20 protein-coding genes are annotated in these 26,585 nt (G+C 62.6%); 13 read left to right on the forward strand and 7 right to left on the reverse strand.

Going from position 1 to position 26,585, the window contains the following annotated elements:
* Nucleotides 1–26: 26 nt before the first annotated feature.
* From JQ575_RS27910 to JQ575_RS27950, 9 genes are all read left to right on the forward strand, one after another.
* A complete protein-coding gene (locus JQ575_RS27910) occupies nt 27–875 on the forward strand; it encodes a fumarylacetoacetate hydrolase family protein (protein WP_212036428.1) in 849 nt (282 codons plus the stop codon).
* An 87-nt stretch (nt 876–962) separates the two neighbouring features.
* The gene (locus tag JQ575_RS27915; protein ID WP_312016039.1) at nt 963–1,919 is read left to right on the forward strand and encodes a tripartite tricarboxylate transporter substrate binding protein; all 957 of its coding nucleotides are present in this window, start codon (nt 963–965) and stop codon (nt 1,917–1,919) included.
* A 177-nt stretch (nt 1,920–2,096) separates the two neighbouring features.
* On the forward strand, nt 2,097–3,935 hold the full coding sequence (locus JQ575_RS27920; protein WP_212036430.1) for an adenylate/guanylate cyclase domain-containing protein: 1,839 nt from the start codon (nt 2,097–2,099) through the stop codon (nt 3,933–3,935).
* Nucleotides 3,936–4,205: 270 nt separating this feature from the next.
* Nucleotides 4,206–5,168 (forward strand): hypothetical protein, encoded by a 963-nt coding sequence (locus JQ575_RS27925; RefSeq protein ID WP_249166935.1) that lies wholly within the window; start codon nt 4,206–4,208, stop codon nt 5,166–5,168.
* A gap of 267 nt (nt 5,169–5,435) precedes the next feature.
* Nucleotides 5,436–7,226 carry a peptide ABC transporter substrate-binding protein gene (locus JQ575_RS27930; protein WP_212036431.1) on the forward strand — a complete coding sequence of 597 codons (1,791 nt, stop codon included), beginning with the start codon at nt 5,436–5,438 and terminating at the stop codon, nt 7,224–7,226.
* A gap of 49 nt (nt 7,227–7,275) precedes the next feature.
* Nucleotides 7,276–8,235 (forward strand): ABC transporter permease, encoded by a 960-nt coding sequence (locus tag JQ575_RS27935; RefSeq protein ID WP_212036432.1) that lies wholly within the window; start codon nt 7,276–7,278, stop codon nt 8,233–8,235.
* Complete coding sequence (locus JQ575_RS27940; protein ID WP_212036433.1) at nt 8,201–9,142, forward strand: ABC transporter permease; 942 nt, start codon at nt 8,201–8,203, stop codon at nt 9,140–9,142. Before JQ575_RS27935 ends, JQ575_RS27940 begins: the two co-directional genes overlap by 35 nt.
* On the forward strand, nt 9,142–10,179 hold the full coding sequence (locus JQ575_RS27945; protein ID WP_212036434.1) for an ABC transporter ATP-binding protein: 1,038 nt from the start codon (nt 9,142–9,144) through the stop codon (nt 10,177–10,179). The genes JQ575_RS27940 and JQ575_RS27945 overlap by 1 nt, the downstream gene beginning before the upstream one ends.
* Nucleotides 10,176–11,147, forward strand: a complete 972-nt coding sequence (locus JQ575_RS27950; RefSeq protein WP_212036435.1) for an ABC transporter ATP-binding protein — start codon at nt 10,176–10,178, stop codon at nt 11,145–11,147. Before JQ575_RS27945 ends, JQ575_RS27950 begins: the two co-directional genes overlap by 4 nt.
* Nucleotides 11,148–11,233: 86 nt before the next feature.
* On the opposite strand, the gene JQ575_RS27955 is transcribed toward JQ575_RS27950, so the two are convergent.
* A complete protein-coding gene (locus JQ575_RS27955) occupies nt 11,234–12,493 on the reverse strand; it encodes an adenylate/guanylate cyclase domain-containing protein (protein WP_212036436.1) in 1,260 nt (419 codons plus the stop codon).
* A 353-nt stretch (nt 12,494–12,846) separates the two neighbouring features.
* Here JQ575_RS27955 and JQ575_RS27960 point away from each other — a divergent pair, with 353 nt between their 5' ends.
* The gene (locus JQ575_RS27960; protein ID WP_249166936.1) at nt 12,847–14,025 is read left to right on the forward strand and encodes a cupin domain-containing protein; all 1,179 of its coding nucleotides are present in this window, start codon (nt 12,847–12,849) and stop codon (nt 14,023–14,025) included.
* A gap of 18 nt (nt 14,026–14,043) precedes the next feature.
* On the opposite strand, the gene JQ575_RS27965 is transcribed toward JQ575_RS27960, so the two are convergent.
* From JQ575_RS27965 to nirB, 3 genes are read right to left on the reverse strand one after another with little or no spacing between them, the layout of a single operon-like run.
* On the reverse strand, nt 14,044–16,704 hold the full coding sequence (locus JQ575_RS27965; protein ID WP_212036437.1) for a nitrate reductase: 2,661 nt from the start codon (nt 16,702–16,704) through the stop codon (nt 14,044–14,046).
* A gap of 12 nt (nt 16,705–16,716) precedes the next feature.
* The gene (nirD, locus tag JQ575_RS27970; RefSeq protein WP_212036438.1) at nt 16,717–17,052 is read right to left on the reverse strand and encodes a nitrite reductase small subunit NirD; all 336 of its coding nucleotides are present in this window, start codon (nt 17,050–17,052) and stop codon (nt 16,717–16,719) included.
* 11 nt (nt 17,053–17,063) lie between these two features.
* Complete coding sequence (gene nirB, locus JQ575_RS27975) at nt 17,064–19,523, reverse strand: nitrite reductase large subunit NirB (RefSeq protein WP_212036439.1); 2,460 nt, start codon at nt 19,521–19,523, stop codon at nt 17,064–17,066.
* Between the two features lie 115 nt (nt 19,524–19,638).
* Here nirB and JQ575_RS27980 point away from each other — a divergent pair, with 115 nt between their 5' ends.
* From JQ575_RS27980 to JQ575_RS46185, 3 genes are all read left to right on the forward strand, one after another.
* Entirely contained in the window at nt 19,639–19,782 is a 144-nt protein-coding gene (locus JQ575_RS27980; RefSeq protein ID WP_212036440.1) for a hypothetical protein, read from the forward strand.
* A 252-nt stretch (nt 19,783–20,034) separates the two neighbouring features.
* Entirely contained in the window at nt 20,035–21,294 is a 1,260-nt protein-coding gene (locus JQ575_RS27985; protein WP_212036441.1) for a NarK/NasA family nitrate transporter, read from the forward strand.
* 66 nt (nt 21,295–21,360) lie between these two features.
* Nucleotides 21,361–23,034 (forward strand): bifunctional protein-serine/threonine kinase/phosphatase, encoded by a 1,674-nt coding sequence (locus JQ575_RS46185; protein ID WP_212036442.1) that lies wholly within the window; start codon nt 21,361–21,363, stop codon nt 23,032–23,034.
* An 11-nt stretch (nt 23,035–23,045) separates the two neighbouring features.
* Here JQ575_RS46185 and JQ575_RS27995 read toward each other — a convergent pair whose 3' ends face one another.
* From JQ575_RS27995 to JQ575_RS28005, 3 genes are all read right to left on the reverse strand, one after another.
* A complete protein-coding gene (locus tag JQ575_RS27995; protein ID WP_212036443.1) occupies nt 23,046–23,846 on the reverse strand; it encodes an AMP nucleosidase in 801 nt (266 codons plus the stop codon).
* A gap of 98 nt (nt 23,847–23,944) precedes the next feature.
* Nucleotides 23,945–25,177: a rhodanese-like domain-containing protein gene (locus JQ575_RS28000; RefSeq protein WP_212036444.1), complete on the reverse strand. Its 1,233-nt coding sequence runs from the start codon at nt 25,175–25,177 to the stop codon at nt 23,945–23,947.
* Nucleotides 25,178–25,282: 105 nt separating this feature from the next.
* Nucleotides 25,283–26,374: a patatin-like phospholipase family protein gene (locus tag JQ575_RS28005; RefSeq protein WP_212036445.1), complete on the reverse strand. Its 1,092-nt coding sequence runs from the start codon at nt 26,372–26,374 to the stop codon at nt 25,283–25,285.
* Between the last annotated feature and the right edge of the window lie 211 nt (nt 26,375–26,585).

Here is a 26,585-nt window from a genome sequence, read left to right on the forward strand (position 1 = left end):
GCGGTTTCCAAAGCGAGGACATCACAATGAAATTGGCCAGCTTCAAAATCGGCGGCGCCAGCACCTGGGGCGTGATCGAGGGCGAGGAAGCGATTGACGTCGGCGCGCGCCTCAGGGATCGCTATCCCGACCTCAAATCCGCGATCGCCGCCGACGCATTGTCCGTTGTGCGCGACGCCATCCGCACGGCGGAACGTTACCCCACAGCCGAGATCACTTGGCTACCGGTCATTCCAAACCCCGATAAAATTCTCTGCATCGGCCTGAACTACGAGATGCACCGCAAGGAAACCGGACGCGCCGAAGTCGAGAACCCCACCGTGTTCGGCCGGTTTGCCAACAGCCAGACCGGGCATCTCGCCAACATCATCCGGCCAAAACTCTCACACGATCTCGACTTCGAGGGCGAGCTCGCGATCATCATCGGAAAGCCCGGACGCCATATTGCGCGATCCGATGCATGGAGCCACATCGCCGGCTATGCCTGCTACAACGAAGGCAGCGTGCGCGATTTTCAACGCCACACGCATCAGTTCACGCCCGGCAAGAACTTTCCGGAGACCGGCGCTTTCGGTCCCTGGATGATGACGCCGGACGAACTCGGCGATGTCGCGCCGCTGCGGCTGCAGACCCGCGTCAATGGTCAGGTCGTCCAGGATGCGACGATCGATCAGATGATTTTCGATATCCCGCGTCAGATCGAATACTGCTCGTCCTTTACGCGCCTCGAGCCGGGCGACGTGATCGTAACGGGGACGCCCGGCGGTGTTGGCGCCAAGCGAACCCCGCCGCTCTGGTTGAAGCCGGGCGATACCGTCGAGGTCGAAATCGATCGCCTTGGCGTGCTGCGCAATGGCGTCGCCGACGAGATTTGATTTGTTCGAGCGGATGCCGCCTCAAGCGATCAGAAATCGCAGGCGAATATTTCAGGGAGGATCACCATGCCAAAATTATCCCGCCGCGTGCTGCTGACCGGCATTGCGCTCTGCCTCTCGGGTCCGGTGTACGCGCAATCATGGCCGCAACGACCCGTGTCGGTCGTGGTGCCGCAGGCGGCGGGCAACAGCCCGGATGTGCTGTGTCGCCTGATCGCCGACAAACTCTCGCGGGCGCTCGGGCAGCAGTTCGTCGTCGAGAACCGTCCAGGCGCCGCGAACCTCGTCGGCACGCAGGCCGTCGCCCGCGCCGCCCCCGACGGCTACACCTTCCTGTTTGCCACGTCGGCTGCGCTGGTCACCAACCCCTATACGTTCAAGAAGCTTCCCTACGATCCGATGAAGGATTTTGTGCCGGTCGCGATGGTGGCCCGCAGCAACCACGTCCTTCTCGTCAACCCCGAGGTCAAGGCCAAGACGCTCGCGGAACTGATCGCGCTGGAAAAGTCGGCGCCGGGATCGCTGAGCATGGCGGTCGATGGCCCACGCAACCTCTCGGGCCTGATCGCACAATCCATCAACAAGCAGGCCGGGACCGGTTTCGTCCTGGTCCCCTACAACACGACCACGAACGCGGTGCAGGACAGCATGACGGGACGGGTCCAGGTCACGATTCAAGCCGCATCGATTGCAGAATCCTTCATCGCCGCGGGCACGCTTCGACCTGTTGCCGTTGCGGGCAGCAAGCGTATCGGCTCGTTGCCGGACGTGCCGGCGATCGCGGAAACGTTGAAGAGCGTCGACCTGCAAGGCTGGTTCATGTTGATGGCGCCGGCCGGCACGCCCACCGACATCATCCAGAAGCTCAGTTCCGAGATTGCGGGCGCATTAAAGTCTCCGGAGGTGCAGGAGCGTGCCCCCGCCCTCGGCTTTGATGTCGGCATTGGTGATGCGGTGACGCCTGCAGGCGCGAAGCGATTTCTCGACGCCGAGCACGCGTCCGCAGGCAAGGTCATTCAGGAGCTGGGTATCCAGCCTGAATAGCAGGCAATTGGGGCGCGGGCTCAGAGGCGTGAAGCATGAACCGCCCGGATAGGAGATGAAATCAGGTCTGGCTCCAGGCGAAAGCGGACACCGGACCTGCCTGGCGGCAAGCGCGGGTTAAGCGATTGACCCAACCCGGACATTGGGCCTAGCGGCCGTGTAGCCATTCATGCTTTGATGGATTTGGCTGAACCTACCAAGTTCGAGGCTCTTTTGACCGACGAGCGTGTAGTACGGCGGCTGGCGGCGGTGCTGGCGGCGGATGTCGCCGGCTACAGCCGTTTGATGGGACGCGACGAAGAACGTACGCTTGCTGACCTAAAGTCGTTGCGGAAGATCCTCTTCGATCCGGCCATCACTGCGCATCACGGCCGTATCGTCAAAACCACCGGCGACGGCATGCTGGTGGAGTTTGCCAGCGCGGTCGATGCTGCGCGCTGTGCGATCGAAGTTCAGAGCGGTATGGCCGCCCAAAATGCTGGCGTCTCACAGGATGTCAGGATCGAATTTCGCATCGGCATTCACGTCGGCGACATCATCATTGACGATAACGACATTTTCGGCGACGGCGTCAATATTGCCGCGCGTGTCGAAAATGAGTGCGAGCCGGGCGGTGTTTACGTCTCTGGAAATGCCTTTGAGCAGATTAGAGGCAAGATCAAGTTCGAATTCGATGATTTGGGCGAGCGCACACTGAAGAACATAGAGCGCCCCGTGCGGTTATACTCTGTACGAGGCGCGAGTTTATCTGCGACGACGACCACCGAAGCAGCTTCGACGATGCCGTCGAATGCCAATGATCCTCTGCCGCTTCCTGACAAGCCATCCATCGCCGTCCTCCCGTTTCAGAATATGAGCGGCGACCCCGAGCAAGAGTATTTCGCTGACGGCATGGTCGAGGACGTCATTACTGCGCTGTCGCGGTTCAAGTCGCTGTTCGTCATCGCGCGGAACTCGTCGTTTTCCTACAAGGGAAAGTCCCCCGATATACGACAAGTGGGACGCGAGCTCGGTGTGAGGTACGTTCTCGAAGGCAGCGTGCGAAAAGCCGGCAGCCGAATAAGAATCACCGGCCAGCTTATCGACACCAGCACCGGCGCGCATCTTTGGGCGGACCGCTTCGACGGCGCCCTCGAAGACGTCTTCGAATTGCAAGACAAGGTCACAGAGAAAGTCGTCACGGCCATTGCACCGCGTCTCGAACAGGCCGAGATCGACCGTTCGAAGCGCAAGACGGCTGGAAACCTGAGTGCCTACGATTGCTATCTTCGAAGTCTCCCCTATCTGCAGCTTCCATCAAAGCAGAACCTTGAAGAGGCGATGCCGCTGCTGAGGCGCGCCATTGAGCTCGGCCCGGAGTTTGCCCCCGCCTACGGCCTGCTTGCTCAGTGCTATGCCTACCGGAAGGGCGCCGGGCCAGTGTCGAATCCCGACGAGGAGAACGCCGAAGTCGCCCGCCTGGCCCGAATCGTTTTGCGTATTGGCCAGGACGACGCGGCCGCTCTCAGTAGCGCGGGCTGGGCCATCGCTTACGTTCTGCGCGACCTTCCTCATGCGCAGTCACTCGTTGATCGGGCTTTATCAATGAATCCCAATCTGGCGCATGCCTGGGGAATCAGCGGATGGATCAATGTGTGGTCAGGAAATCCGGCCGTGGCGGTGGAGCATCTGACCCGGGCCATGCGGCACGACCCGCTGCACGGCCGTCATCATGTATCCATGCAGAACGCCATGGCGCATGCCCTTTTCTTTCTCGACAAGTACGACGAGTCGATGGCCTGGGCTGAAAAAATTCTTCGGGAGAATTCGGAATCGCATCCAGGGCTTCGCATCTTCACCGCGAGCGCCGCTTTTGCCAACATGACAGACACCGCCTTGAAAATGTGTGCGCGATTGCACGCCATCGATCCGGAGTTTCGCATGTCGCGTGTGGCGTCCTACCTCGGCCCATACCAGAAGCCGGAATTTGTCGAAAAGTATGCCCAAGGGCTCCGGCTCGCGGGCTTGCCAGAATGAGCACGGTGAGTTGCTGCTGTCCGCGTTTGGCACTTCTCGGAAGTGCCGTGAAAGCGATGAATTCGCTCGCGGCCTAAATATTTGATGACAGTTTTATGACAGCGGCCTCCATCGGCGCCGGCAAGACCGATTCCTCAAGCGCAGAGCGCCGACGCGCTCAGCATCGCCCCGCAAGACTCCCGCCGCACGCATATTTTTGTCGTGATTCGCCGCGATTCATGACAGAAGTAAAACAATCAGATGTCAGTTCGATTAAATGCGGAGCGGTGAATGAGCTTGGAATGGCGTGCGCAACCAGCCTCCCTGGCCTGGTCAAATCCGGTGATCCGGTGGTGGGGCATGCTGACGCTGGTCAGCGGCGCCAACATCGCGGTTTGGTTCGTGCTGTACCGCCAGCTCCACGGACAGCCGATTGGAAATCCTGCCAGCACGTCCGGCGTCGAGCTGATGCTCGCGCTTAGCGCGGCCTATGTGTTCGGCTGCGCCTTCCGCTCGATCCTGCCGCGCGCCGACGTGCAGCGGATCTGCCTGTTCGACACCTGGCTCTCGAGCGTGTTCGTCGGCCGCTCGGTCGCGACCGTGGCCGAGATCGCCTTCGCGGCGCAATGGGCTGTTATCCTGCACCAGCTCGGCACCATCACGGGCGCCGACACTACCGTGAACGCCGCCTGGGTGATCGTGCCGCTGATCGTGATCGCGGAGTGCTACTCATGGCACGCGGTGCTGACCACCAAATATCTGAACAACGCGATCGAGAATTCGATCTGGGCCGTCGTCTTCTTCATCATCGGCGTCGGTCTCTGCCGCCTGCTTCCGGAGTTCGACGGCGCGGTGCGCGCGATCCTGATCGTCACGATCGTCGGGATCGCGTTCTATCTGGCGTTCCTGATGACCGTCGATGTGCCGATGTATCTGAACCGGTGGCGGGCCGATGTCGCCGACGGCAATCCGCTGCTGCACCCGCTCGAGGGTCTGCGCGCCGTGCGCACGCGCTGGATCGTGACGCACGACATTGCCGAGTGGAAGGAAGAGATTGCCTGGATGTCGCTCTATTTCAGCCTGGCGGTCTGGTCGAGCCTGGCGCTGTGCGTGTTCTATTCGCTCGAGGATCATCTGCCGCGCTATCGCACCCCAGCGCCCGTCGCGAGCTTGCCGTCGACCGCGAGCATTTCGTCGCAGGCGCCGGCGGTTGTCGCCGGGCTTGATCCCGTCATGGTGCACCACCGCAATTAGTCGCTGACGCCGCTTTTCCCAACGAACTTGCGTGGCTGCGGCGGTTAGCCGGTCGCTTGGCGTAGCCGTTCGCCTGATCAGCCAGGTCAAGCCGGACTTTTGGTCAAGACGGTTTTGGCGAAGCGTGGCCCGGTTCCTGCTTTGACAGGCTGGTACTAACCTGATCCATTTCCTTGGCGATCCAATCATTTGGGTCCAGCCCCCGCGGCGGCGGGGGCGCCAGGGGGCGCAAGTCAGGCATTCAGCACCAGCCGAGGAGTCAATCCGATGCAAGAACGGGAACTTCGAGATCTCATTGCAGACGTCAAGACCGGACGCATGTCGCGGCGGTCCTTTGTCCAGCAGATGATCGCCGTCGGCCTGACCGCGCCGATGGCCGGCATGATGCTGGCCCAATCCGGCGTGGCGATGGCCCAGACCGCGATCCCCTACAAGCCGACCAAGGCCGGCGGCGGCGGGCTTTTGAAAATCCTGTACTGGCAGGCGGTCACCCTGCTCAACCCGCATTTCGCCGTCGGCACCAAGGACCAGGACGGCGCCCGCGTCTTCTATGAACCGCTGGCCGGATGGGACCAGGAGGGCAATCTAGTCCCGGTGCTGGCCGCCGAAATTCCGAGCAAGGAAAACAACGGCCTCACCGAGGACGGCCTCTCGGTGGTCTGGAAGCTGAAAAAGGGCGTCAAATGGCATGACGGCATGCCGTTCACGGCTGACGACGTCGTGTTCAACTGGGAATATGCGCGAAATCCCGAAACCGCCGCGGTCTCGATCGCGAGCTACAAGGACGCCAAGGTCGACAAGATCGACGATTTCACCGTTCGCGTGACCTTTTCAAAGCCGACGCCGTTCTGGGCCGATGCCTTTGTCGGCACCTACGGCATGATCATCCCGAAACATCTGTTTGCCGATTACATCGGCGGCAAGTCGCGCGATGCGCCGGCCAACCTCAAGCCGGTGGGTACCGGTCCCTACGTTTTCGTCGATTTCAAGCCGGGCGACATCGTCCGCGGCAAGCTCAATCCGAACTACCACATGCCCAACCGTCCGTATTTCGACACGATCGAGATCAAGGGCGGCGGCGATGCGGTGTCGGCCGCGCGCGCGGTGCTGCAGACCGGGGAATATGACTATGCCTGGAACATGCAGGTCGAAGATGAAATCCTGACCAAGCTGGAAGGCGCCGGCAAGGGCAAGGTCAGCATCGTCGAGACCGGCAATATCGAATTCATCATGCTCAACTCGACCGATCCGGCGGCGGAGGTCGACGGCGAGCGCGCCAGCGTCAAGACCAAGCATCCGCTGTTCAGCGACCCGGCGGTACGCCAGGCCATCAACCTCCTGATCGATCGCGCCTCGATCGAGAAGTTCATCTACGGCCGAACGGCGAGCGCCACCGCAAACTTCCTCAACGCCCCGGCCAAGGTTCGCTCAACAAACACCAAATTCGAGTTCAACATCGAGAAGGCCAACGCGATCCTGGAGGCCGCCGGCTGGAAAAAAGGCGGCGACGGCATTCGCGCCAAGGACGGCAAGCCGCTGCGGTTCGTCTACCAGACCTCGATCAACGCTCCGCGGCAGAAAACGCAGGCCATCATCAAGCAGGCGTGCCAGAAGGCGGGCATCGACGTCGAACTGAAGTCGGTGGTGGCATCGGTGTTTTTCTCCTCCGACGCCGCCAATCCCGACACCTACACGCATTTCTATTGCGATGCGCAGATGTACAACACCACCATGACGCAGCCCGACCCCGGGTTCTTCATGAACCAGTATCTGTCGTGGCGGGCTGCGAACAAGGAAAACAAGTGGCAAGGCCGCAACGTCTCGCGCTGGCAGAACAAGGAATATGACGAGATCTACAAGCAGGCCGAGCAGGAACTCGATGCCGTGAAGCGGGCCGCGATGTTCATCAAGCTCAACGACCTCGTCGTGACAGACAACTACATCCAGCCCCTGCTCCGCCGGCCGAAGGTCTCGGCCGTCGCCGGCAATCTGACGGTGCCTCTCAGCGGCTGGGACAACGATCTGTGGCAGATCGCAAACTGGTACCGCGAGACCTGAGGTGCGATTTGCGATGCGCAAGATCTGAACGGGCGGTGGCTGGACGACCATGGGAAAATACATCCTCCGGCGCCTGATCATCGCCCTGCCCAGCCTGCTCGGCATCAGCCTCATTCTCTTTGTGCTGCTGGCGCTGGCGCCGGGCGACCCGTTCGGCGAACTTGCGACCAACTCCAATGTGCCGCCCGAAGTCCGGGAGGCGCTGCGGGTGAAGTTCGGGATCGACGATCCGATTTTCATCCGCTATTTGCGCTGGCTCGCCGCGATGCTGCAGGGCGACTGGGGCTTTTCGTTCGCCAGCCGCATCAACGTCGACCAGTTGATCCTGCAACGGGTGCCGACCACGCTGTTCGTGGTCGGCTCGTCGCAGATCCTGGCATTGGCAGTGGCGCTGCCGGTCGGCGTCTATGCGGCGATGCGGCCCTATTCGATCTTCGACCAGATCGCCAACACCTTTGCCTTCATCGGCTTCTCGCTGCCGACGTTCTTCACCGGGCTGCTGCTGATCCTGATCTTCAGCATCAATCTCGGCTGGCTGCCGTTCGTCTACCGGGTCGATATCCCGGCCACCGGCTGGCTCTGGCACTGGGAATATTTCAAGCAGGCGATCATGCCGATTTCGGTGCTCGGCCTGTTTCAGGCCGCTTCTTATACCCGCTACGTCCGCTCGGCGGTGCTCGACGTCATCAGGCTCGATTATGTCACGACGGCACGCTCGAAGGGCCTCAATGAAGGCAAGGTCGTCATCAAGCACGTGGTGCGCAACGCCTTGATTCCCGTGGTGACGCTGGTCGCGCTGCAAATGCCCGCCGTGTTCGGCGGCGCCATCGTCACCGAACAGATCTTCCGCATCCCCGGCATTGGTTCACTGCTGATCAGCGCCATCCTCGCCAACGACACGCCGGTCATCATGGCGGTGACCTTCGTGTTCGCCTGTCTCGTCGTCATCTTCAACCTATTGGCCGATATCATCTATGGCTGGCTCGACCCACGCATCTCCTATCGCTGACGTCGTCGTTCCGCTCGAGGGACGCCCGCGCCACATTTCGCCCGGCTATGAGGTGTGGCGAAAATTTCGTCGCCATCGCATGGCGGTGGCGAGCATCGGCGTTTTGACGTTACTGACCGCGGCGGTTCTGTTCGGACCGCTGATCTGGCGGATACCGATCAACGAAATTGATTTCACCGCGCGGCTCGCTCACCCGTCGTGGGATCACCCGTTCGGCACCGACGATCTCGGCCAGGACCTGCTGGCGCGCATGCTGTATGGCGGACGCATTTCGCTGGCGGTCGGCTTCGCGGCAATGGCAGTCGCCATCATCGTCGGCGTGCTGATCGGGGCGATCTCCGGCATCTCCCGCGGCAGCGTCGACGCCGCGCTGATGTGGATCACCGATCTGTTCCTGGCGTTGCCGCAACTGCCGCTGCTGCTATTGGTGATCTATCTGTTCCGGGATTTTCTCAAGAACTGGGTCGGCCCCGAGGGCGGCGTCTTCATCCTGATCGTGCTCGTGATCGGTGCGTTTCGCTGGATGCCGGTGGCGCGGCTGGTGCGCGCGCAGTTCCTGTCGCTGCGCGAAAAGGAATTCGTCGAGGCGGCGCGCGCGCTCGGCGCCACCACGCCGCGGCTGGTGATCAGGCACATCCTGCCCAATTCGCTCGGGCCGGTGATCGTCGCCGGCACCATCGACGTCGCGGCGGCGATCATCGCGGAATCGACGCTGTCGTTTCTCGGCCTCGGCTTTCCGCCTGACATCCCGACCTGGGGGCGACTGTTGTTCGACGCCAAGGATTATCTCGACATCGCACCGCACTGGGCGCTGTTCGCGGGCGCCGCGATCTTCCTGACCGTGCTCACCATCAATTTCATCGGCGACGGATTGCGCGACGCGCTCGACCCCCGGAGAGTCATGTAATGTTGCGTCCGGAGGATACCGCGAGCGTGGGTGTGAAACCGACCGACGAAGCGCCCATGCTCGACATCAGGGGCTTGAAGACGCATTTTGCGACCGATGACGGCATCGTGCAGGCGGTCGACGGCGTCGACATTGCCGTCCGGCGCGGCGAGACGGTCTGCGTGGTCGGCGAGTCCGGTTGCGGCAAGACGGTCACGGCGCTTTCGGTGCTCAAGCTGATCGCCATGCCGCCCGGACGGATCGCCGGCGGGCAGATTCTGTGGCAGGGCCGCGATCTGGTGCCGATGGCAGCGGACGAGATGAACCAGATTCGCGCCAAGGAAATCGCGATCGTGTTCCAGGAGCCGATGACCTCGCTCAATCCGGTCTACACCATCGGCGACCAGATCGGCGAAGTGATCGCCCTGCATGAGGGCTTAGGGCGCCGCGCCGTGCTGGAGCGGACCATCGACATGCTGGCGCTGGTCCAGATCCCGAACCCGGCGCGCCGCGTCAACGACTACCCGCACCAGTTTTCCGGCGGCATGCGGCAGCGCGTGATGATCGCGATGGCGCTGTCGTGCCATCCGAAGCTCCTGATCGCGGACGAGCCGACCACCGCGCTCGACGTCACGATCCAGGCGCAGATCCTCGATCTGCTGCAGGACATGAAATCGCGCCTCGGCATGTCGATCATGCTGATCACCCACGCCATGGGCGTCGTCGCCGAAGTCGCCCAGCGCGTGGTGGTGATGTATGCGGGCAAGGTGGTGGAGGAAGCCGCGGTCGATCAGCTGTTTGGAAATCCGCGCCATCCCTATACGCAGGGCCTGATCCGCTCGATCCCGCGCGTCGACCGGGGCGGCGGCCGCAAGGCCCGGCTGCAGACCATCGCCGGCACGGTGCCGAAGCTGATCAACCCGCCGCAGGGCTGCCGCTTCGCGCCGCGCTGCGGTTTTGCCACAGATGAATGCGTGCGCGCGCAGCCGGCGTTGCGCGAGCTCGAACCCGGCCACAAAGTGGCCTGCATCCACGCCGAAACGACGGTGGTTCAATGAGCGAGCCGCTGCTCAAAGTCGCCAAACTGACCAAGGAATTTCCGCTCAAGGGCGGGCTGTTCAGCGGTCAAATCGCCAGCGTTCATGCGGTCGACGGCGTCGATTTCCACGTCGACCGCGGCGAAACGCTGGGCCTGGTCGGCGAATCCGGCTGCGGCAAGTCAACCACCGGCCGCTGCGTGCTTCGCCTGATCGAACCGAGTTCGGGCGAGATCCATTTCGACGGCAAGGATGTCCGCTCGCTCAAGGCCGACGACCTTCGCATCCTGCGCCGCGACATCCAGATCATCTTTCAGGACCCCTATGCGTCGCTCAATCCGCGCATGAATGTGGGCGCGATCGTTGGCGAAGCGCTGATCATCCACCAATTGACCAAAACCAAACAGCAGTTCGAAGAACGCGTGGTGGATCTGCTGGAAACCGTCGGGCTGCGCGCGGACCATATGGGCCGCTATCCGAACGAATTCTCCGGCGGCCAGCGCCAGCGCATCGGCATCGCACGGGCGCTCGCGGTCGAGCCCAAACTGATCATCTGCGACGAGCCGGTGTCGGCGCTGGACGTCTCGATCCAGGCCCAGGTCATCAACCTGCTTGAAGATCTGCAGGAGAAGTTCGGGCTCGCCTATCTCTTCATCGCGCATGATCTCGCGGTCGTCGAGCATATCTCCAAGCGCATCGCGGTGATGTATCTCGGGCGGATTGTCGAGATGGCGTCGGCCCACGAGCTCTATGCCTCGCCGCGGCATCCCTACACCGAAGCGCTGCTGTCGGCGGTGCCGATACCGGATCCGAAAGTGAAGCGGCAGCGCGTCCGGCTGTCGGGCGAAGTGCCGAACCCGATTTCGCCGCCGACCGGCTGTCACTTTCACACCAGATGCCCGATCGCGCAGTTTCCGCTATGCAAGAGCGAGGCGCCGCCGCTCAAGCAAAGCGCCGACGGCCACTGGGTCGCCTGCCATTTCCGCTAAAGGCAAGCCTGCATGGCGCGCTGTCGCATCGGGATGATCCGGCGATGGCGCCCTTCCCGGACGTCGGGCGGCGGCGAAACGCTCGCTCATTCCTGTTTCCAGAAGCGGTCGTTTGGCATTATCCCGGCTGGATCAGAGGAAAATTCGGGCCTGATGCGGTTGAGGTAATGCATGTTCACCAAACCCTGGTGCTTCACTTCGACGGCGCCACGGGCCTCGGTATCGAAGCGCGTCTTGATGTGCTGCCAGGTCGATTCGGCGATGCTGATGCGACCGGGAACGCCGGCGGCTTCGACGCGCTGGGTAATATTCACGGTGTTGCCCCAGATATCGTAGGTAAATTTGTGTTTCCCGACGACGCCGGCGATGACCGGTCCGGTATTGATTCCAATTCTCGCCTGCCACGCCGGCAGGTGCAGCTTCTCGCGTTGCCGATTGATCCTGGCCAGGTGATCGATGACCTGCAGCGCCGCCAATGCGGCATCGATGGCGTGCGAGCGGTTGGGCTCCGGCACGCCGCCAACGGCGAGATAGGCATCTCCGATCGTCTTGAGTTTTTCGAGGCGATGCTTGGCCATGATGTCGTCGAACACGGTGAAGTGCTGGTCGAGCTGGTTAATGACGCTCGCCGGCTCCATGGTCTCGACCAGTCGGGTGAAGCCGGTGAAATCGATCAGGATCACCGTTGCAGAGTCGAAGAAGCGCGGCTGAACGCGGTCATTTGCCTTGAGCTCGGCTGCGATGGATGACGGCAGGATGTTCAGCAGCAGCTTGTCCGATTCGGCTTTGCCGGCAATTGCCAGGTCGCGCGCGCGCTCCAACTCACGCAGCATCTCGTTGCGCACGAGCAATTGCCGGCGCAATTCGAGGTGAACCATCGTCTGGTGCGCCAGACGCCTGAGTGCCTCCTGCTGCTCGAAGGTTAGTTCTCGCGGCTCGAAGGCGATCACGCACAAGGTGCCCAGCGCATAGCCATCCTGCGTGATGAGTGGAACGCCGCAGTAGAAGCGAATGTGCATATCGCCCGTCACCAGCGGGCTGGTATTGAATCTTTGATCCTTGATCAGGTCGGGAACGTAGAGGATGTCGTTGTTGCAGATGGTGGCCGTGCAAATCGAAATTTCCCGCGGGCATTCGGAAAGCTCTGCTGGAAGTGGACCATACTTCGCCTTGATCCATTGCCGCGACGCGTCGACGAAGCTGACCAGAGCGGCTGGGCAGCCGCAGATCTGCGCCGCCAGTTCGGTGATTTCGTCGAAGCCGGCTTCCGGAAGCGTGTCAAGGATTGCGTAATCTGTCAGCGCGACAAGGCGTCCGGGCTCGTTGGCTGGAATCGTCTGGTTCATGACAAGCCCTTCGCGTTAGCCGGATCATCAAATCCCGTCGCGATCCAAGAGCCGTCACATAGCATCACTGCATCTTTCCCTCGTCGAAGACGAGCATGCGGCCACGCGTCAGAAAGCTCCAAGAGCTTATCCTGATCAGTTCAAAATAGCCATTGGCGGCTGAAAGACGAGCGAGGCCGTGGGAACATGGTTGTCGGACATCGCCTTTTGCCAAGTCCGCGTTGCACTGCAAGCGGACCTGCGCAGGCTGGACGTGATGCCAGGCTGCCAGCATGATCCCGTGAGATCACTGGCCCGTGCCAGCGCAGGAGGCCGCATGGCCGCCCGCCGGAGGCCTTACCAGGGGGACCGACATGTCCGATCCGCAACGCCGGGAGTTTCTCACTGCCGCCGCCGCCATCGCCTCGATGGTGACGCTGGCTGGAACGCAAGCGGCGGTCGCCGGCGATCCCAGCTTCATGAACAACGTCCCCGATCCCGCCGTGTCGGGAAAGGACCTGCCGACGTTCAAGTTCGCGCTGGAGAAATCCGCCGGCAAGGTGATCGGCAACAGCTACGGCAAGGAAGCCATCGTCACGCAGCTGCCGATCTCCAAGGGAATAGCCGGGGTTTCGATGCGGCTCGAGCCCGGCGCGATGCGCGAGATGCACTGGCACGCCACCGCGGCCGAATGGGCGTTCGTGTTCGAGGGGCGCGTTCGCACCACCGTCGTCGATCCCAACGGCCTTGCCGAGACCAACGATTTCGATCCAGGCGACGTCTGGTACTTTCCCCGCGGTCACGGCCACATGCTGCAGTGTCTTGGCGACAAGCCCTGCCGTTTCATTCTGATCTTCGACAACGGTTATTTTTCCGAATTCGGCACCTTCAGCATCACCGACTGGATCGGGCACATCCCGAAAGCGCTGCTGGCAAAGAACTTCGGCGTGCCGGAAGCGGCGTTCGACAACTTCCCCAAAGACGAAGTGTATTTTGCCCGCGGCAAGCCGCCACCCGCGGAGCCGTCGGTGCCGCTGCAGGGCTGGAAGCTGCCGCCGCAAACGCACAAATACCGCCTGCTGGCGGAGCCGCCGCACGGCACCTTTCAGGGCGGCCGCGAATGGCGCGTCGATTCAAGCCGCTTCCCGATTGCCAAGACCATCACCGGCGTCGTGCTCGATCTCGATCCCGGCGCGTTGCGCACGCTGCACTGGCATCCGAACGCCCACGAGTGGCAATACGTGCTGGACGGCACGGTCAGCGTCACCCTGTTCGGCTCGCACGGGCGCATCAGGACCGAACAACTGCAGCAGGGCGACGTCGGCTATATCCCGCAAGGTTATGGGCACTCGATCGAAAATATCGGCGACAAGCCCGCGCGCATCCTGATCGGCTTCAATTCCGGAATCTACGAGACCATCGACCTGTCGCAATGGATCGCGGCCAACCCGGCCGACGTGCTCGCCACCAATTTCAGCCAGCCGCCTGAACTGTTCGGGAAGTTTCCTCATCGCGACGTGTTCGTCACGGGCAAGGATGGACCGAGCAAATAGGCCGGGAAACGGAAAAGCTCACGCCGGCAAAGGTTTTGGCACAGGCGCGCCATTGAGCAGCTTGCCGATCTCCGGCTTGCAGGCCCCGCAATTGGTGCCGGCCTTTAATCGTTGACCAATGGCTTCGACGTTTCTCGCGCCTTTGTTAATTTCGGCCGAGATTTGCCGTTGCCCGATGCCGAAGCACGAGCAGACGATCGGCCCGATATCTTCGCCGGCTTCCAGCGGCTGCCCTGTGAGCAGCGACATCCGTGCCTTTGGCGAGAGCGTGTTTTCCGCGAACAGATTGGTCAGCCATGAACGCGACACCAGCCTGTGGTCCGAGGCGATGAAGATGCATCCCTCCAACCGCCCGTCGCGAATGCTCGCATAGCGATACCGGCCGATGCTCGGATCGCGATAGGCAATCCATTCGATGTCCGCCTGCTCGGCGCGGAGCTGCGCGCGCGCCCAATCGCGCCAGCTCGCCGGCCGCTCCTCGATCGCCAGCTCCATGCGCCAGCACATGCCCGACCGTCCGGAAACCCAGTACCCCTTCTCCGGGCGCTCGATCTCGTAACGGCTGAGAATAAAGGCGTGCCATTTCGGCAGATAGGGCTCGGCCTTCACGGGCGTATGCTTGGATTCCGGCTGTCCGGATATCGGGTCGGTCGCGGGGTTGACCAGCGCGTTGATCAGGCCGTCGCCGGCATACTCGCCATTCCAGTGCATCGGCACGAAGACGCAGCCGCGCCGCTGTTCGGCGGTGACGGTCACGCGCGCCACCATCTGGCCCCACGGACTGGACAGCCGGGCCAGCGCGCCATCTTCGATACCCGCCTTGCGCGCATCCTCGGGATGGAATTCCGCACAGGGTTCGAACATGTGCATCATCAGTCGCGGCGATTTCCCGGTCCGTGTCATGGTGTGCCACTGGTCGCGAATTCGGCCGGTGTTGAGCACCAAAGGGTGCTCGCGGCTGGTCGGGTTTTTGGGCGAGCGCGGCACAACCGGAATAAAGCGCGCCTTGCGATCGGGGGTGAAGAAGCCTCCGGTCTCGAACAGCCGCTGCGTGCCGGTCGGATAATCCCGTGTCACCGGCCATTGCACCGGGGCCAGCGTCTCGTAAGCGCGATCATCGAGGGTGCTTAGGGCGGACAGATCGAAATCCCGCGCGCCATTATTCTCAAAGCCGGAGAGGCTGGCGTGCTCGCGAAATATCTCGGCCACGCTCGTATAGTCGAAGCCCGAAAATCCCATGCGGCGGGCGACATCGCAGATGATCCGCCAGTCCGGGCGCGCGGCGCCGGGCGCCGGCAGAAACGGCCGTTGCCGGGAGATGCGGCGCTCGGAATTGGTGACGGTGCCGTCCTTTTCGCCCCATGCCGTCGCAGGCAGCAGCACATGACCGTGACGCGTGGTGTCGGTGTGGCGCATGCAATCCGACACCACGACGAGATCGCAGGCATCCAGCGCGGCGCGCGCACGCGTAACATCCGGCAGGCTGACCAGCGGATTGGTGGACATGATCCAGACCGCCTTGATGCGGCCGGCGGCCATCGCGTCGAACATCTCGACCGCCTTCAGCCCGGTCTTGTCCGCGATGACAGGCGAGCGCCAGAACCGCTGCACGAGTTCGCGATGGCGCGGATTCTCGATCTCCATATGGGCGGCGAGCTGATTGGCGAGGCCACCGACTTCCCGGCCGCCCATCGCATTGGGCTGGCCGGTGAGCGAGAACGGCCCCATGCCGGGCTTTCCGATCCGGCCGGTCAGCAAATGGCAGTTGATGATCGCATTGACCTTGTCGACGCCGCTGCTCGACTGGTTGATGCCCTGGGAATAGAGCGTGACGACGCGCTCGGTCTTGGCGAACCAGCTGAAAAACTGCTCGACTGCACCGCCCGTCAGCCCGCAGACATCAGCCGTGTGCGCCACGGTCTGGCCGGCGACTTGCGCCAGCGCAGCCTCCGCGCCGGTGGTGAAATCGCCGACGAACGCGCCATCGGCCGCCTTGTTCTTCGCCAGATAGGCCAGCAATCCGTTGAACAAAACGGAGTCGCTGCCGGAACGAACCGGCAAATGCAGATCGGCGCCCTCGCAGGTCGCGGTCCGGCGCGGGTCGATGACGACGATGCGGCAAGCGGGATTTTTCGCTCTTGCCGCCAGCATGCGCTGATGGAGGATGGGATGGCACCAGGCCGCATTGGATCCGACCAGGACCAGCAGGTCGGCCAGTTCCAGATCTTCATAACAACCCGGAACGGTGTCGCTGCCGAACGCACGCTTGTGACCCACCACGCTGGAGGCCATGCACAGCCGCGAATTGGTATCGATATTGGCGGTGCCGACAAAGCCCTTCGCGAGCTTGTTGACGACGTAGTAGTCCTCGGTGAGAAGCTGGCCCGAAACGTAGAACGCCACGGAATCCGGCCCGTGCTCCCGGATCGCCTTGCTGAATCCATCGGCGACATGGCCGAGCGCGGCATCCCAGCTCGCCGCCCGGTCGTTGACCATGGGCTCGAGCAGGCGTCCTTCCAGACCGACGGTTTCAGCCAGCGCCGATCCTTTTGCGCACAGCCGCCCGAAATTTGCCGGATGCAGCGGATCACCCCGGACCGTGACCGCCCCCGCCGTATCCCTGTCGGCCACGACGCCGCAGCCGACGCCGCAATAGGGACATGTCGTCTTGACTGGCACGCGTCGTTACCCTCAATCGACGGAAGCGGTGACTGCCTCACGAACGGACAGCCACACGGTGCCGTTCTCCACCTTGGCCGGATACGAGTGCGCGCATCCCTCGTCAGGAGCGACCGCCTCGCCGTTCGCAAGCTCGATGACGAAATTGTGCAAGGGACAGGTGACGCGCTTGTTGTGCACGATGCCTTGGGACAACGGTCCGCCTTTGTGCGGGCAACGGTCGTCGAGCGCGAACACCTCGTCGTCTTCGGTCCGGAATACCGCGATGTTTCCCGACGCCGTGCGCACCACGCGGGCGCCGAGGCGCGGAATCTGATCCAGGGCTCCGATTTCAATCCACCTTGTCATACGAGCTCCGGTCATGCGAGTTCCAGCTCCGCCATCGGCGCAAACTCGTTGCGATCGACACCGCGCTGGGCGCGCTCCGCCCATGGGTCGCTTTGTGAGAACTGCTGCGAATACACGAAGCGGTCGTACAGCGCTTTGCGGTTGGTGAGATCATCGACCACCTGCTTGCGGATGGCATCGAGACCGACACGATCGCACCACTTGTACATCCGCTCCAGATACCAGCCCTGCTCGCGATAGAGCTGCGTCAGTGCCGCGATCAACTCCAGCGTCTCCTCCTCGGTCGCCACCTTGGCAAGAAATTCGGTTCCCTTGATGTGAAGGCCGGCGGCGCCCGCGAAATGGATCTCGTATCCGGAATCGACGCAGATCACGCCGACATCCTTGCAGGTCGATTCGGCGCAGTTGCGTGGACAACCCGACACCGCCATCTTCACCTTGGCCGGGGCCCATGACCCCCACATGAATCGTTCGATCTTGATGCCGAGCCCGGTCGAGTCCTGGGTGCCGAAGCGGCACCATTCCGAGCCGACGCAGGTCTTCACCGTGCGCAGCCCCTTGGCATAGGCATGCCCCGACACCATGCCGGCGTCGTTGAGGTCGGCCCATACCGCGGGCAGATCCTCCTTCTTGACGCCGAGCAGATCGATGCGCTGGCCGCCGGTGACCTTGACAGTCGGAATCTTGAACTTGTCGGCGACGTCGGCAATGGCCCGCAATTCGTTCGGCGTGGTCACGCCGCCCCACATCCGCGGCACCACCGAATAGGTGCCGTCCTTCTGAATGTTGGCATGAACGCGTTCGTTGATGTAGCGCGACTGCTGGTCGTCGCGATATTCGCCGGGCCAGGTGGCGAGCAAATAATAGTTCAGCGCCGGCCGGCAGGAATGGCAACCGTTGGCGGTCTTCCAATCCATGAACTTCATGACATCGGGGATGGTCTTCAACTGCTGCTCGACGATGACGCGGCGCGCGTCGTCATGGCTGTGATCGGTGCACTTGCACATCGGCTTGACCTTCGGCGCCGTCGAATAGTCGCCGCCGAGCGTGAACGCGAGCACTTGCTCGACGAGGCCGGTACATGAACCGCACGATGATGATGCCTTGGTGTGGGCGCGCACGTCATCGATCGTGAACAGCTTCTTTTCGGCGATCGCCTTGACGATGGTGCCCTTGCAGACGCCGTTGCAGCCGCAAATCTCTGCCTCGTCGCCCATGGCGGCGACCGAATTCTGGCCGGCATGACCGCCGTCGCCGAGATTGGCCGCGCCGAACACCAGGCGCTCGCGCATCTGCGAGATATCCGTGCCGTCGCGCAGATGCTGGAAGTACCAGGGCCCGTCGACCGTATCGCCGTAGAGCACGGCGCCGACGATCTTCTTGTCGCGCAGGACGATCCGCTTGTAGACGCCGCGCGCGGCGTCCTGCATCACGACTTCTTCCTTGTCGGCGCCGGGCGCGAAATCGCCGGCGGAGAACAGGTCGATGCCCGTCACCTTCAGCTTGGTCGAGACCACCGATCCCGAATAGCTGGCAAAGCCCTTCATGGCGAGCTGATTGGCGCAGACCTTGGCCTGATCGAACAGCGGCGCGACCAGACCGTAGGTCTGGCGACGGTGCTGCACGCATTCGCCGACCGCGTAGATGCGCCCGTCATAGGTCTGCATGGTGTCGGAGACGACAATGCCACGCTCGCAATGGATGCCCGCCTTCTGCGCGAGCTCGATGTTCGGGCGGATGCCGACGGCCATCACGACCAGATCGGCCGGAAGCTCCACGCCATCGGCAAAGCGCACGCCCGTGACGCGGTCCTCGCCGAGGATCGCCTGCGTCTGCGCCGGCATCTTGAACACCATGCCGCGCTCTTCCAGCGACTTGCGCAGCATTCCGCTGGCAACCGGATCGAGCTGCCGCTCCATCAGGCAGTCGAGCAGATGCACGACGGTGACGTTCATGCCGCGCTTCATCAACCCGTTGGCGGCCTCGAGGCCGAGCAGGCCTCCGCCGATCACGACGGCGTTCGGATGGCTCGTCGACGCCTCAACCATGCGCTCGACGTCCTGGATATCCCGAAAGCCGATGACGCCGGGAAGATCCTTGCCGGGAAGCGGCAACATGATCGGGTTGGAGCCGGTGGCGATCAGCAGCCGATCATAAGCGACGCGCGCGCCGGTGGCGGTGACGACCTCGCAGGTGCGCCGGTCGATCATCACGATCGTCTCGCCCTTGCGCAGCGTGATGCCGTTGTCGTCGTACCATTGCTCGGTGTTGAGCATGATGTCGTCGACGGACTTCTCGCCGGAGAGAACCGGTGACAGCAGGATACGATTGTAATTGCCGTAAGGCTCGGAACCGAACACCGTGATGTCGTAGAGATCAGGCGCACGCTCCAGCAGCGTTTCCACTGTGCGGATGCCGGCCATGCCGTTGCCGATCACCACCAGCTTCTGCCTGCTAACTTTCTCGAGCATGATCTGCCTTTCGCATTCCGACGACACCGCGCGTCGACGCGACATGCGTCGTCGATCGGTGGAATAGAGATTGGGAGTTTTGAGGAGCCCATCCGCGGGCAGCTGACCATCATCAATGACGATCGATATTTCCTTGAATACAAAACGCGTGCCAACTCCGCAGCAGCGATTCCGCGAGCGATATCAATACGTTTATCGGCTGCCGCGAATTCAGGCGCTTGTGCGCACCGCACAAAAAAGCACCACCCTGCGCGTTTGAGTGGCGCGATTTGCTGCCCGCGGCAGCAGATCGGGTTTTCTTCCCCAGCGGCGGAATAGCGGTCAACGCGTTGCGATTAAAGGCAAAGTGCCGCTCGCAATCGAATGGCACAGATATTGCTGCCCTTAGCGCCAATCGAGACCCGTCTCAATGACGAGAACGGCTCTCGCTTTCACCCATATTCCATCTGTTGTGCAGAGACCTTCCGCGCCCGCGCGTCGGTGTTGGCTGCACGATCGCGAGGCTGTCGCAATGAAGTTTGCTGAGTTCAAGAAGGCTGGCCATTGGCCGACGCTACTGGCTGCGTTTCTTTACTTCGACATCAGTTTCATGGCCTGGGTCGCGCTCGGCCCGCTGATGGTCTACATCGCGCACGACATGAACCTCGCGGTCAGCGAGAAGTTTACGCTCGTGGCCATCCCGGTTCTGGCCGGCGCGCTGCTGCGCGTCCCGATGGGCATCCTGGCCGATATCATCGGCGCCAAGCGAACCGGCATCATCGCGCAACTCATCGTCACCGCGGCGACGGCCTGGGTATGGCGGTACGGGCTCGACAGCAAGCTCGCGATCATCATCTTCGGCCTGGTGCTCGGCATTGGCGGCGCGTCCTTCGCCGTCGCTTTGCCACAGGCGAGCCGCTGGTACCCGCCGCAATATCAGGGCGTGGTGATGGGCATCGCAGGCGCCGGCAATATGGGCGTCGTCATCGATACGATGCTCGCACCGACGATCGCCGAGCATTTCGGCTGGCAGGCCGTGTTCGGTTTCCTGCTGATTCCGATGGTGCTGGTGCTCGCATATTACGTCTTCGCGGCCAAGGATGCGCCGGGCGAGCGCAAGCCGATCTCGCTGAAGGCCTATGCCACGCTGCTGCGCGATCCCGATAGCCGCTGGTTCATGTTCTTCTACTTCATCACATTCGGCGGCTTCGTTGGCCTCGCCAACGCGCTGCCGCTGTATTTCACCGTGCAGTATCATGTCTCCGGCGTGGCGGCGGGTCTGCTGGTCTCGCTGATCGTCGCCTTTGGCTCCGGCTTCCGCCCGGTCGGCGGACTGATTGCCGACCGCATCGGCGGCATCCGCTCGTTGTCGGTGCTGTTCGCGGTCGTCGTCGCCGCTTATCTCGTCATCGCCTTCATGCCGGAAGGGCCGGCGGCTCCAACCGCGGCGGGCTGGTCGCTGTTGCAGATGCCGCGCATCGCGTGGATGTCGGTGCTGCTGTTCTCGGTCGGCGTGCTGGCGCTCCGCATGGGCAACGGCGCGGTGTTTCAACTCATCCCGCTCCGCTTCCGTCAGGACATCGGCCTGATGACCGGTCTGGTCGGGTGCGCCGGAGGCGTCGGCGGCTTTTTCCTGGCCCAGGCGCTCGGCACCGCCAAGGCCGCAACCGGCGGCTTCGGCGCCGGCTTCCTGTTTTTCGGAGCGCTGGCATTGCTTGGCTTTATCGGACTTGCCATGGTCAAGGTCCGATGGCGCACGACATGGGGCGCTGCATCGGGAGCGCGGGTCTGACGCCGCGCGCTTCCAAAGGCTCGGCAGGTCTCTGACGTGACGATCGGTTCGCAGAGAAATCTTCAGGTGCGCGTCGGTTTCGTCAGCGAGACCGGCAAACGGGCGACCAACGAAGACTACGTCGCGGCCTGCCTCGGTCAGACCGGCGCATTCAACCGCGACATCGTTGCCGCGGTGGCGGATGGTGTCGGCGGCCACAAGGGCGGACGGGAAGCCGCCGAACTGACCGTGCGTTGTTTTCTCGACGCCTACTATTCGCTTCCGGAAACGCTGGGCGTCCGGCGCATCGCCTCGCGGGCGCTGGAGGCCGCCAACAGCTGGATCTATGCGCAGGGCCGCGTCGATTCCAGGCTCAGCGGCATGAGCTGCGCGTTCTCGTCGATGATCCTGTCGCGCCGCACCTGTCACATCGTTCACATCGGCGACACACGCGCCTACCGTTTGAGCGAGGGCCGTCTGGAGCGGCTGACCAAGGATCACGTCGCGGGACGCGGCGACCTCGCCCATTTGCTCAACCGCGCGATCGGCTTCGAGGATTTCGCGCGCGTCGACTATACCGCGGTCGGCCTGCGGCAACACGACCGGTTGCTGATCTGCAGCGACGGCATTCACGGCGTCCTCGACGACGGCCGCCTGCAGGTACTGCTCGACGAGCGCGCTTCGCCTGAGGAAACCGCGCGCAAGCTGGTGGACACGGCGCTGGCAGCCGGCAGCAGCGACAACATGACCGCGTTGGTGCTCGACGTCATCGACCTGCCGCCGGCCGACCGCAACGAACTCACCCACGCCATCGAAACCCTTCCCATCCTGGAGCTGCCGTCGTCCGGCGAGACGATCGACGATTTCGTGCTCCAGGAGGTGCTTTCCGACGGCCGCTATAGCCGGCTGTTCGTCGCCACCGACAAGCGGCAAAACCGCAAACTGGTGCTGAAATTTCCTCACCCGCGCGTTGCCAGCGAAGGCTCATATCGACTCGCCTTTGTACGCGAAGCATGGGTGGCGGCCCGTGTCAGAAGCCTGTGGATCGGCGAGATCATCGAAGTTCCCGCCGGCCGCCAGACGCGGCTCTATTCGGTGATGCCGCTGTATGAGGGCGAAACGCTCGAGCAGCGCCTGAACCGCTCGCCGCAGCTTTCGCTCACCGAAGGCATCGGGATTGCCACCAAGCTGGCACGTGCGGTGGCGACCTTGCATCGCGCCGGCATCATCCATCGCGACATCAAGCCTGACAACGTCATCCTGCTGGCGGCCGGCGGATTGCGGCTGGTCGATCTCGGCGTCGCCCGGGTGCCGCTGCTCGAGGATTTCCCGGCGCAGGACATTCCGGGCACCGCGAGTTACATGGCCCCCGAACTCTTCAGCGGCCGCGCGGGAGACGAATTTTCCGATCTCTATGCCCTCGGCGTGACCGTCTACCGCATGTTCAGCATCGCCTACCCCTATGGCGAGATCGAACCGTTTTCACGGCCACGCTTCGGCAAACCGGTTTCGCTGTCGCGTTACCGTCCCGATCTGCCGGCCTGGCTCGATGCCGTCATCGGCAAGGCGCTCGCCGTCGACCCCACCCAACGCTTCGGCGACGTCATCGAATTCGCCCACGAACTGGAAAACGGCGCCATGTGGGCGAAGCCCGCCGCCGAGAAGCGACGGGCGCTCTATGAGCGCAACCCGCTGGTGTTCTGGAAAGTATTGTCGGCGAGCCTCGTCATCCTGGTCGCGATACTCCTGGCGTGGCGCTGACGATCGATGCCCTACGTCTCGATCCCCCGGTCGAAATCGTCTTCGAAGCGCAGATGCTTGACGCTGCGGCCGCGGCGGCGCACCAGCTTCAAGGCCTCGATCCCGATCCTGATGTGGATCTCGACATAGTTCTCGGTCACCGTACGATCCGACACTTCGGTCTTCACACCCTCGGGGATCATCGGCTGATCGGACACCAAAAGCAGCGCGCCGGTCGAAATATGGTTGGCGAATCCTGCCGCAAAAATCGTTGCCGTCTCCATGTCGATCGCCATGCTTCGGGTGCGGCGCAAGACTTCCTTGAAGCGATCATCGTGTTCCCAGACGCGGCGATTGGTGGTGTATACGGTGCCGGTCCAATAGTCGCGACCGAGATCGCGGATCATCGTCGACACCGCGCGCTGCAATTCGAACGCGGGCAGCGCAGGAACCTCCGGCGGCAGATAATCATTCGACGTCCCCTCGCCGCGGATGGCGGCGATCGGCAGAATCAAATCGCCAATCTGGTTTTTGCGCTTCAGCCCGCCGCACTTGCCGAGAAACAACACGGCCTTCGGCGCGATGGCGCTGAGCAGATCCATCACGGTCGCGGCGTTCGGGCTTCCCATGCCGAAGTTGATCAGCGTGATGCCGTCGGCCGTGGCGTTGGGCATCGGCCGATCGATGCCGTTGACCAGAACGCCGTTCCCTGCGGCGAACCATTCCACGTAATTGTCGAAATTGGTCAGGAGAACATAGTCTCCGAATTCAGAAAGCTGTGTGCCGGTGTAACGCGGCAGCCAGTTTTCCACGATGTCCTTTTTGTCTCGCATTGCCTTTCGACTCACCTCGCGGCGCCCAGCAAGGCCAAGTCTATCACGCCGACAACGACCGTGCCGCCGCCTTCGGCATCAAATTACGAGGTAGCCATTCAAATCACGAAGAACCCATGGCTGGCGTCGCGCCGGAGCTGGTCGACCAGGCCATATTCCCAGTCGAGATAGGCCTGCATTGCAGCGGTCGCGACATCGGTGCCCTCATAGGGACGCCGGTAGCGCTGCGACGGATCGGGCTTTGGCAGGACCACTGGCGGGCCGACTTCGAGCGCGCCGTCATAGCCGCCATCGAGCACATAGGTTTCCCATCCCATCTGCGCGAGCCAGGACGCGGTCATGTCGGCGCGGACGCCGAGATTGTCCGACAGCAGAATCCGCGCGCCGCGCACCGGCGCGGCCATGTCGATTTCCTGCACCAGCTGTCCGCCGGCGTAATGGCGGAAGCCCGCGAGGTGACCGGCGGCATATTCCTCGGCATCACGCACGTCGAAGCGATAGAGCGTACGGCTGGTCTGCGCCGCCAGCGCCCGCGCCTCTTCCGGGCCGACACGCCGCACGCCGGCGCGATAGGCGACATCGCGCGCATTGGCTTTTGCATTCTCGGAAGCGCCGATGGCACCACGACGGCCAGAACCGTGTTCGAGATCCTGCTTTGCCAACGTCCAGCCGATGGTGCCGTTGCGCAGCGCCACGACTTTATTGGCGACGCCGGCATTGATCAGCGACTGGGTGCCGATGATCGAGCGGGTGCGGCCGGCACAATTGACGATGATGGTGGTTTCGGGATCCGGCGCCGCCTCGCCGGCACGCAGCACCAGCTCGGCGCCGGGCACGCTGATCGAGCCCGGGATGTTCATGGTCGCGTATTCGTCGAAGCGGCGAACGTCGAGAATCCGGATATTGGCCTTGCGCGCAATCAGGCTTGCGACCTCTTCCGCCGCCAGCGACGGCGTATGGCGGCGATGCTCCACCAGTTCGCCAAACGCCTTGGCGTAGGAATTGACGTCCTGGAACAGCTCAAAGCCCGCGGCCTGCCAGCCCTGCAGCCCGCCATCGAGCGCGCGGACGTTGGTGTATCCCAGCGTTTTGAACCGATCGATCGCCTGCGGGACGAGGCCTTCGCCCGCGTCGTAAACCACGATCGGCACGTCCTTGCGCGGCAGCCGCGTCCCGGCTTCGAGCGCGATACGGCCGGCGGCCATGTTGGCGGCAAACAGCGGATGGCCGGTGGCGAAAGCCGCCTCGTGCCGCAGATCGAGCAACGCGATTTCATCGCGCAGCAGAAGCGCGGTGCGGACTTGCGAGGGTGTGACGGTGGGTGGGGTCATGGCATGGCGGGTCTGGAGGTGGCGTTGTTGCTGCCGTCATCGCACAACGCGGCGAATAATTCACCAGCAAATAACGAATGGCACGCCATCCTTCAGCATGCAGATCTAGAGATACACTTCGTCGATATTGACGGACGATTCCACGCCAAGCTTGACGAAATGGCTCGCCAGCCAGTCGTTCGCGCATTTCCGGCCCTGGTCGCGAAGAAAAACCAGAAAGTCCCAATCGGCGTTGTATTTGCTGGTCGGGCTGAGCGCCCCCATGAATTCATCGTCGGCGACGCTATGGATGAAGATCTGCCGGACGTCTCCGCCCACGATACGGTTCTGCTTGACCAGGCCGGTGATGAAACTGACCGCCCGCATCTCCCGCATCAGCGATGAATTGAAACTGATCTCGTTGATGCGGTTCAGGATATCGCCTGCTGCATGGGGCAGCTCCTTGCGGAACAGCGGATTAATATGAACGATGACAATATCGGAGCTCTTGCAGTTGTAGATGAGTGGGAACAGCGCCGGATTTCCCATGTAACCGCCGTCCCAATAGGCCTCACCGTCGATCTCGACGGCGTGAAACATGGTCGGAACACATGCCGAGGCCATCACGGCCGACGCTGAAATTTCTGCGCCTGAGAAGATCTTCACCTTGCCGGTGCGAACGTTGGTCGCAGACAGGAACAGCTTGACCGGACAGTCCGGGCGCTTCAGCACCTCGAAATCGATCGATTGCTCGACCACCTCGCGCAACGGATTATAGTCCGACGGATTGAACTCATAGGGCGACAGCACGCGCGTCACGAAGCCGAGCAGCGAGAAGACCGGCGACCAGGTCAGCTTGTGGTTCCCCAGCAGCCGGTCGATCGGGCTTGGTTGCAACGGCCCCAGACTCGCCGCATCGCTGACACGTTTCCAGTAGTCGGTGAGCGCCTTGCGCGCCCCTTCACGGCCGCCGACGGAAAGCCCGTAGGCAAACACCGCCGCATTCATCGCGCCGGCACTGGTCGCACTCAATCCCTCGAAGGCAACGTCCTTTTCGTCGAGGAGCCGGTCGAGCACGCCCCAGGTGAAGGCGCCATGGGCGCCGCCACCCTGAAGGGCCAGATTGATTGTCCTGACCTGGTTGGAGAGTGCCGGTCCGTCGCCGGCATTTCCTGCCTCAGGCGTTGCCGCCGAAAAGCGCCCCGAAGCCGCGTCCATCGCAGAACTCCAATTTTAATGGTGTTCGCAAGCAGTCAGGAAGAAATGTGGCTCCCGAGTACAGGATCCGCAAGCAGACCTAAGTCAATAGATGTTCTGAGGAAGGCACCATGGAGCATCAGATGTAGCGGCGCGGTGCAAAGGCCGTGACGTCGTACGATGGTGGTACTCCCTTGATCATGGCGGCGCGGCGCCGTGCCACGCGGGGACG

It is taken from the genome of Bradyrhizobium sp. JYMT SZCCT0428 (assembly GCF_018131075.1).
Classification (GTDB): domain Bacteria; phylum Pseudomonadota; class Alphaproteobacteria; order Rhizobiales; family Xanthobacteraceae; genus Bradyrhizobium.

Bases quoted from the DNA above. Each gene is read 5' to 3' on its own strand.
- JQ575_RS27910 (WP_212036428.1), top strand. From the start codon at position 27: ATGAAATTGGCCAGCTTCAAAATCGGCGGCGCCAGCACCTGGGGCGTG.
- JQ575_RS27920 (WP_212036430.1), top strand. From the start codon at position 2,097: ATGGATTTGGCTGAACCTACCAAGTTCGAGGCTCTTTTGACCGACGAG.
- JQ575_RS27925 (WP_249166935.1), top strand. From the start codon at position 4,206: ATGAGCTTGGAATGGCGTGCGCAACCAGCCTCCCTGGCCTGGTCAAAT.
- JQ575_RS27930 (WP_212036431.1), top strand. From the start codon at position 5,436: ATGCAAGAACGGGAACTTCGAGATCTCATTGCAGACGTCAAGACCGGA.
- JQ575_RS27935 (WP_212036432.1), top strand. From the start codon at position 7,276: ATGGGAAAATACATCCTCCGGCGCCTGATCATCGCCCTGCCCAGCCTG.
- JQ575_RS27940 (WP_212036433.1), top strand. From the start codon at position 8,201: ATGGCTGGCTCGACCCACGCATCTCCTATCGCTGACGTCGTCGTTCCG.
- JQ575_RS27945 (WP_212036434.1), top strand. From the start codon at position 9,142: ATGTTGCGTCCGGAGGATACCGCGAGCGTGGGTGTGAAACCGACCGAC.
- JQ575_RS27950 (WP_212036435.1), top strand. From the start codon at position 10,176: ATGAGCGAGCCGCTGCTCAAAGTCGCCAAACTGACCAAGGAATTTCCG.
- JQ575_RS27955 (WP_212036436.1), bottom strand. From the start codon at position 12,493: ATGAACCAGACGATTCCAGCCAACGAGCCCGGACGCCTTGTCGCGCTG.
- JQ575_RS27960 (WP_249166936.1), top strand. From the start codon at position 12,847: ATGTCCGATCCGCAACGCCGGGAGTTTCTCACTGCCGCCGCCGCCATC.
- nirD (WP_212036438.1), bottom strand. From the start codon at position 17,052: ATGACAAGGTGGATTGAAATCGGAGCCCTGGATCAGATTCCGCGCCTC.
- nirB (WP_212036439.1), bottom strand. From the start codon at position 19,523: ATGCTCGAGAAAGTTAGCAGGCAGAAGCTGGTGGTGATCGGCAACGGC.
- JQ575_RS27980 (WP_212036440.1), top strand. From the start codon at position 19,639: ATGACGATCGATATTTCCTTGAATACAAAACGCGTGCCAACTCCGCAG.
- JQ575_RS27985 (WP_212036441.1), top strand. From the start codon at position 20,035: ATGAAGTTTGCTGAGTTCAAGAAGGCTGGCCATTGGCCGACGCTACTG.
- JQ575_RS27995 (WP_212036443.1), bottom strand. From the start codon at position 23,846: ATGCGAGACAAAAAGGACATCGTGGAAAACTGGCTGCCGCGTTACACC.
- JQ575_RS28000 (WP_212036444.1), bottom strand. From the start codon at position 25,177: ATGACCCCACCCACCGTCACACCCTCGCAAGTCCGCACCGCGCTTCTG.
- JQ575_RS28005 (WP_212036445.1), bottom strand. From the start codon at position 26,374: ATGGACGCGGCTTCGGGGCGCTTTTCGGCGGCAACGCCTGAGGCAGGA.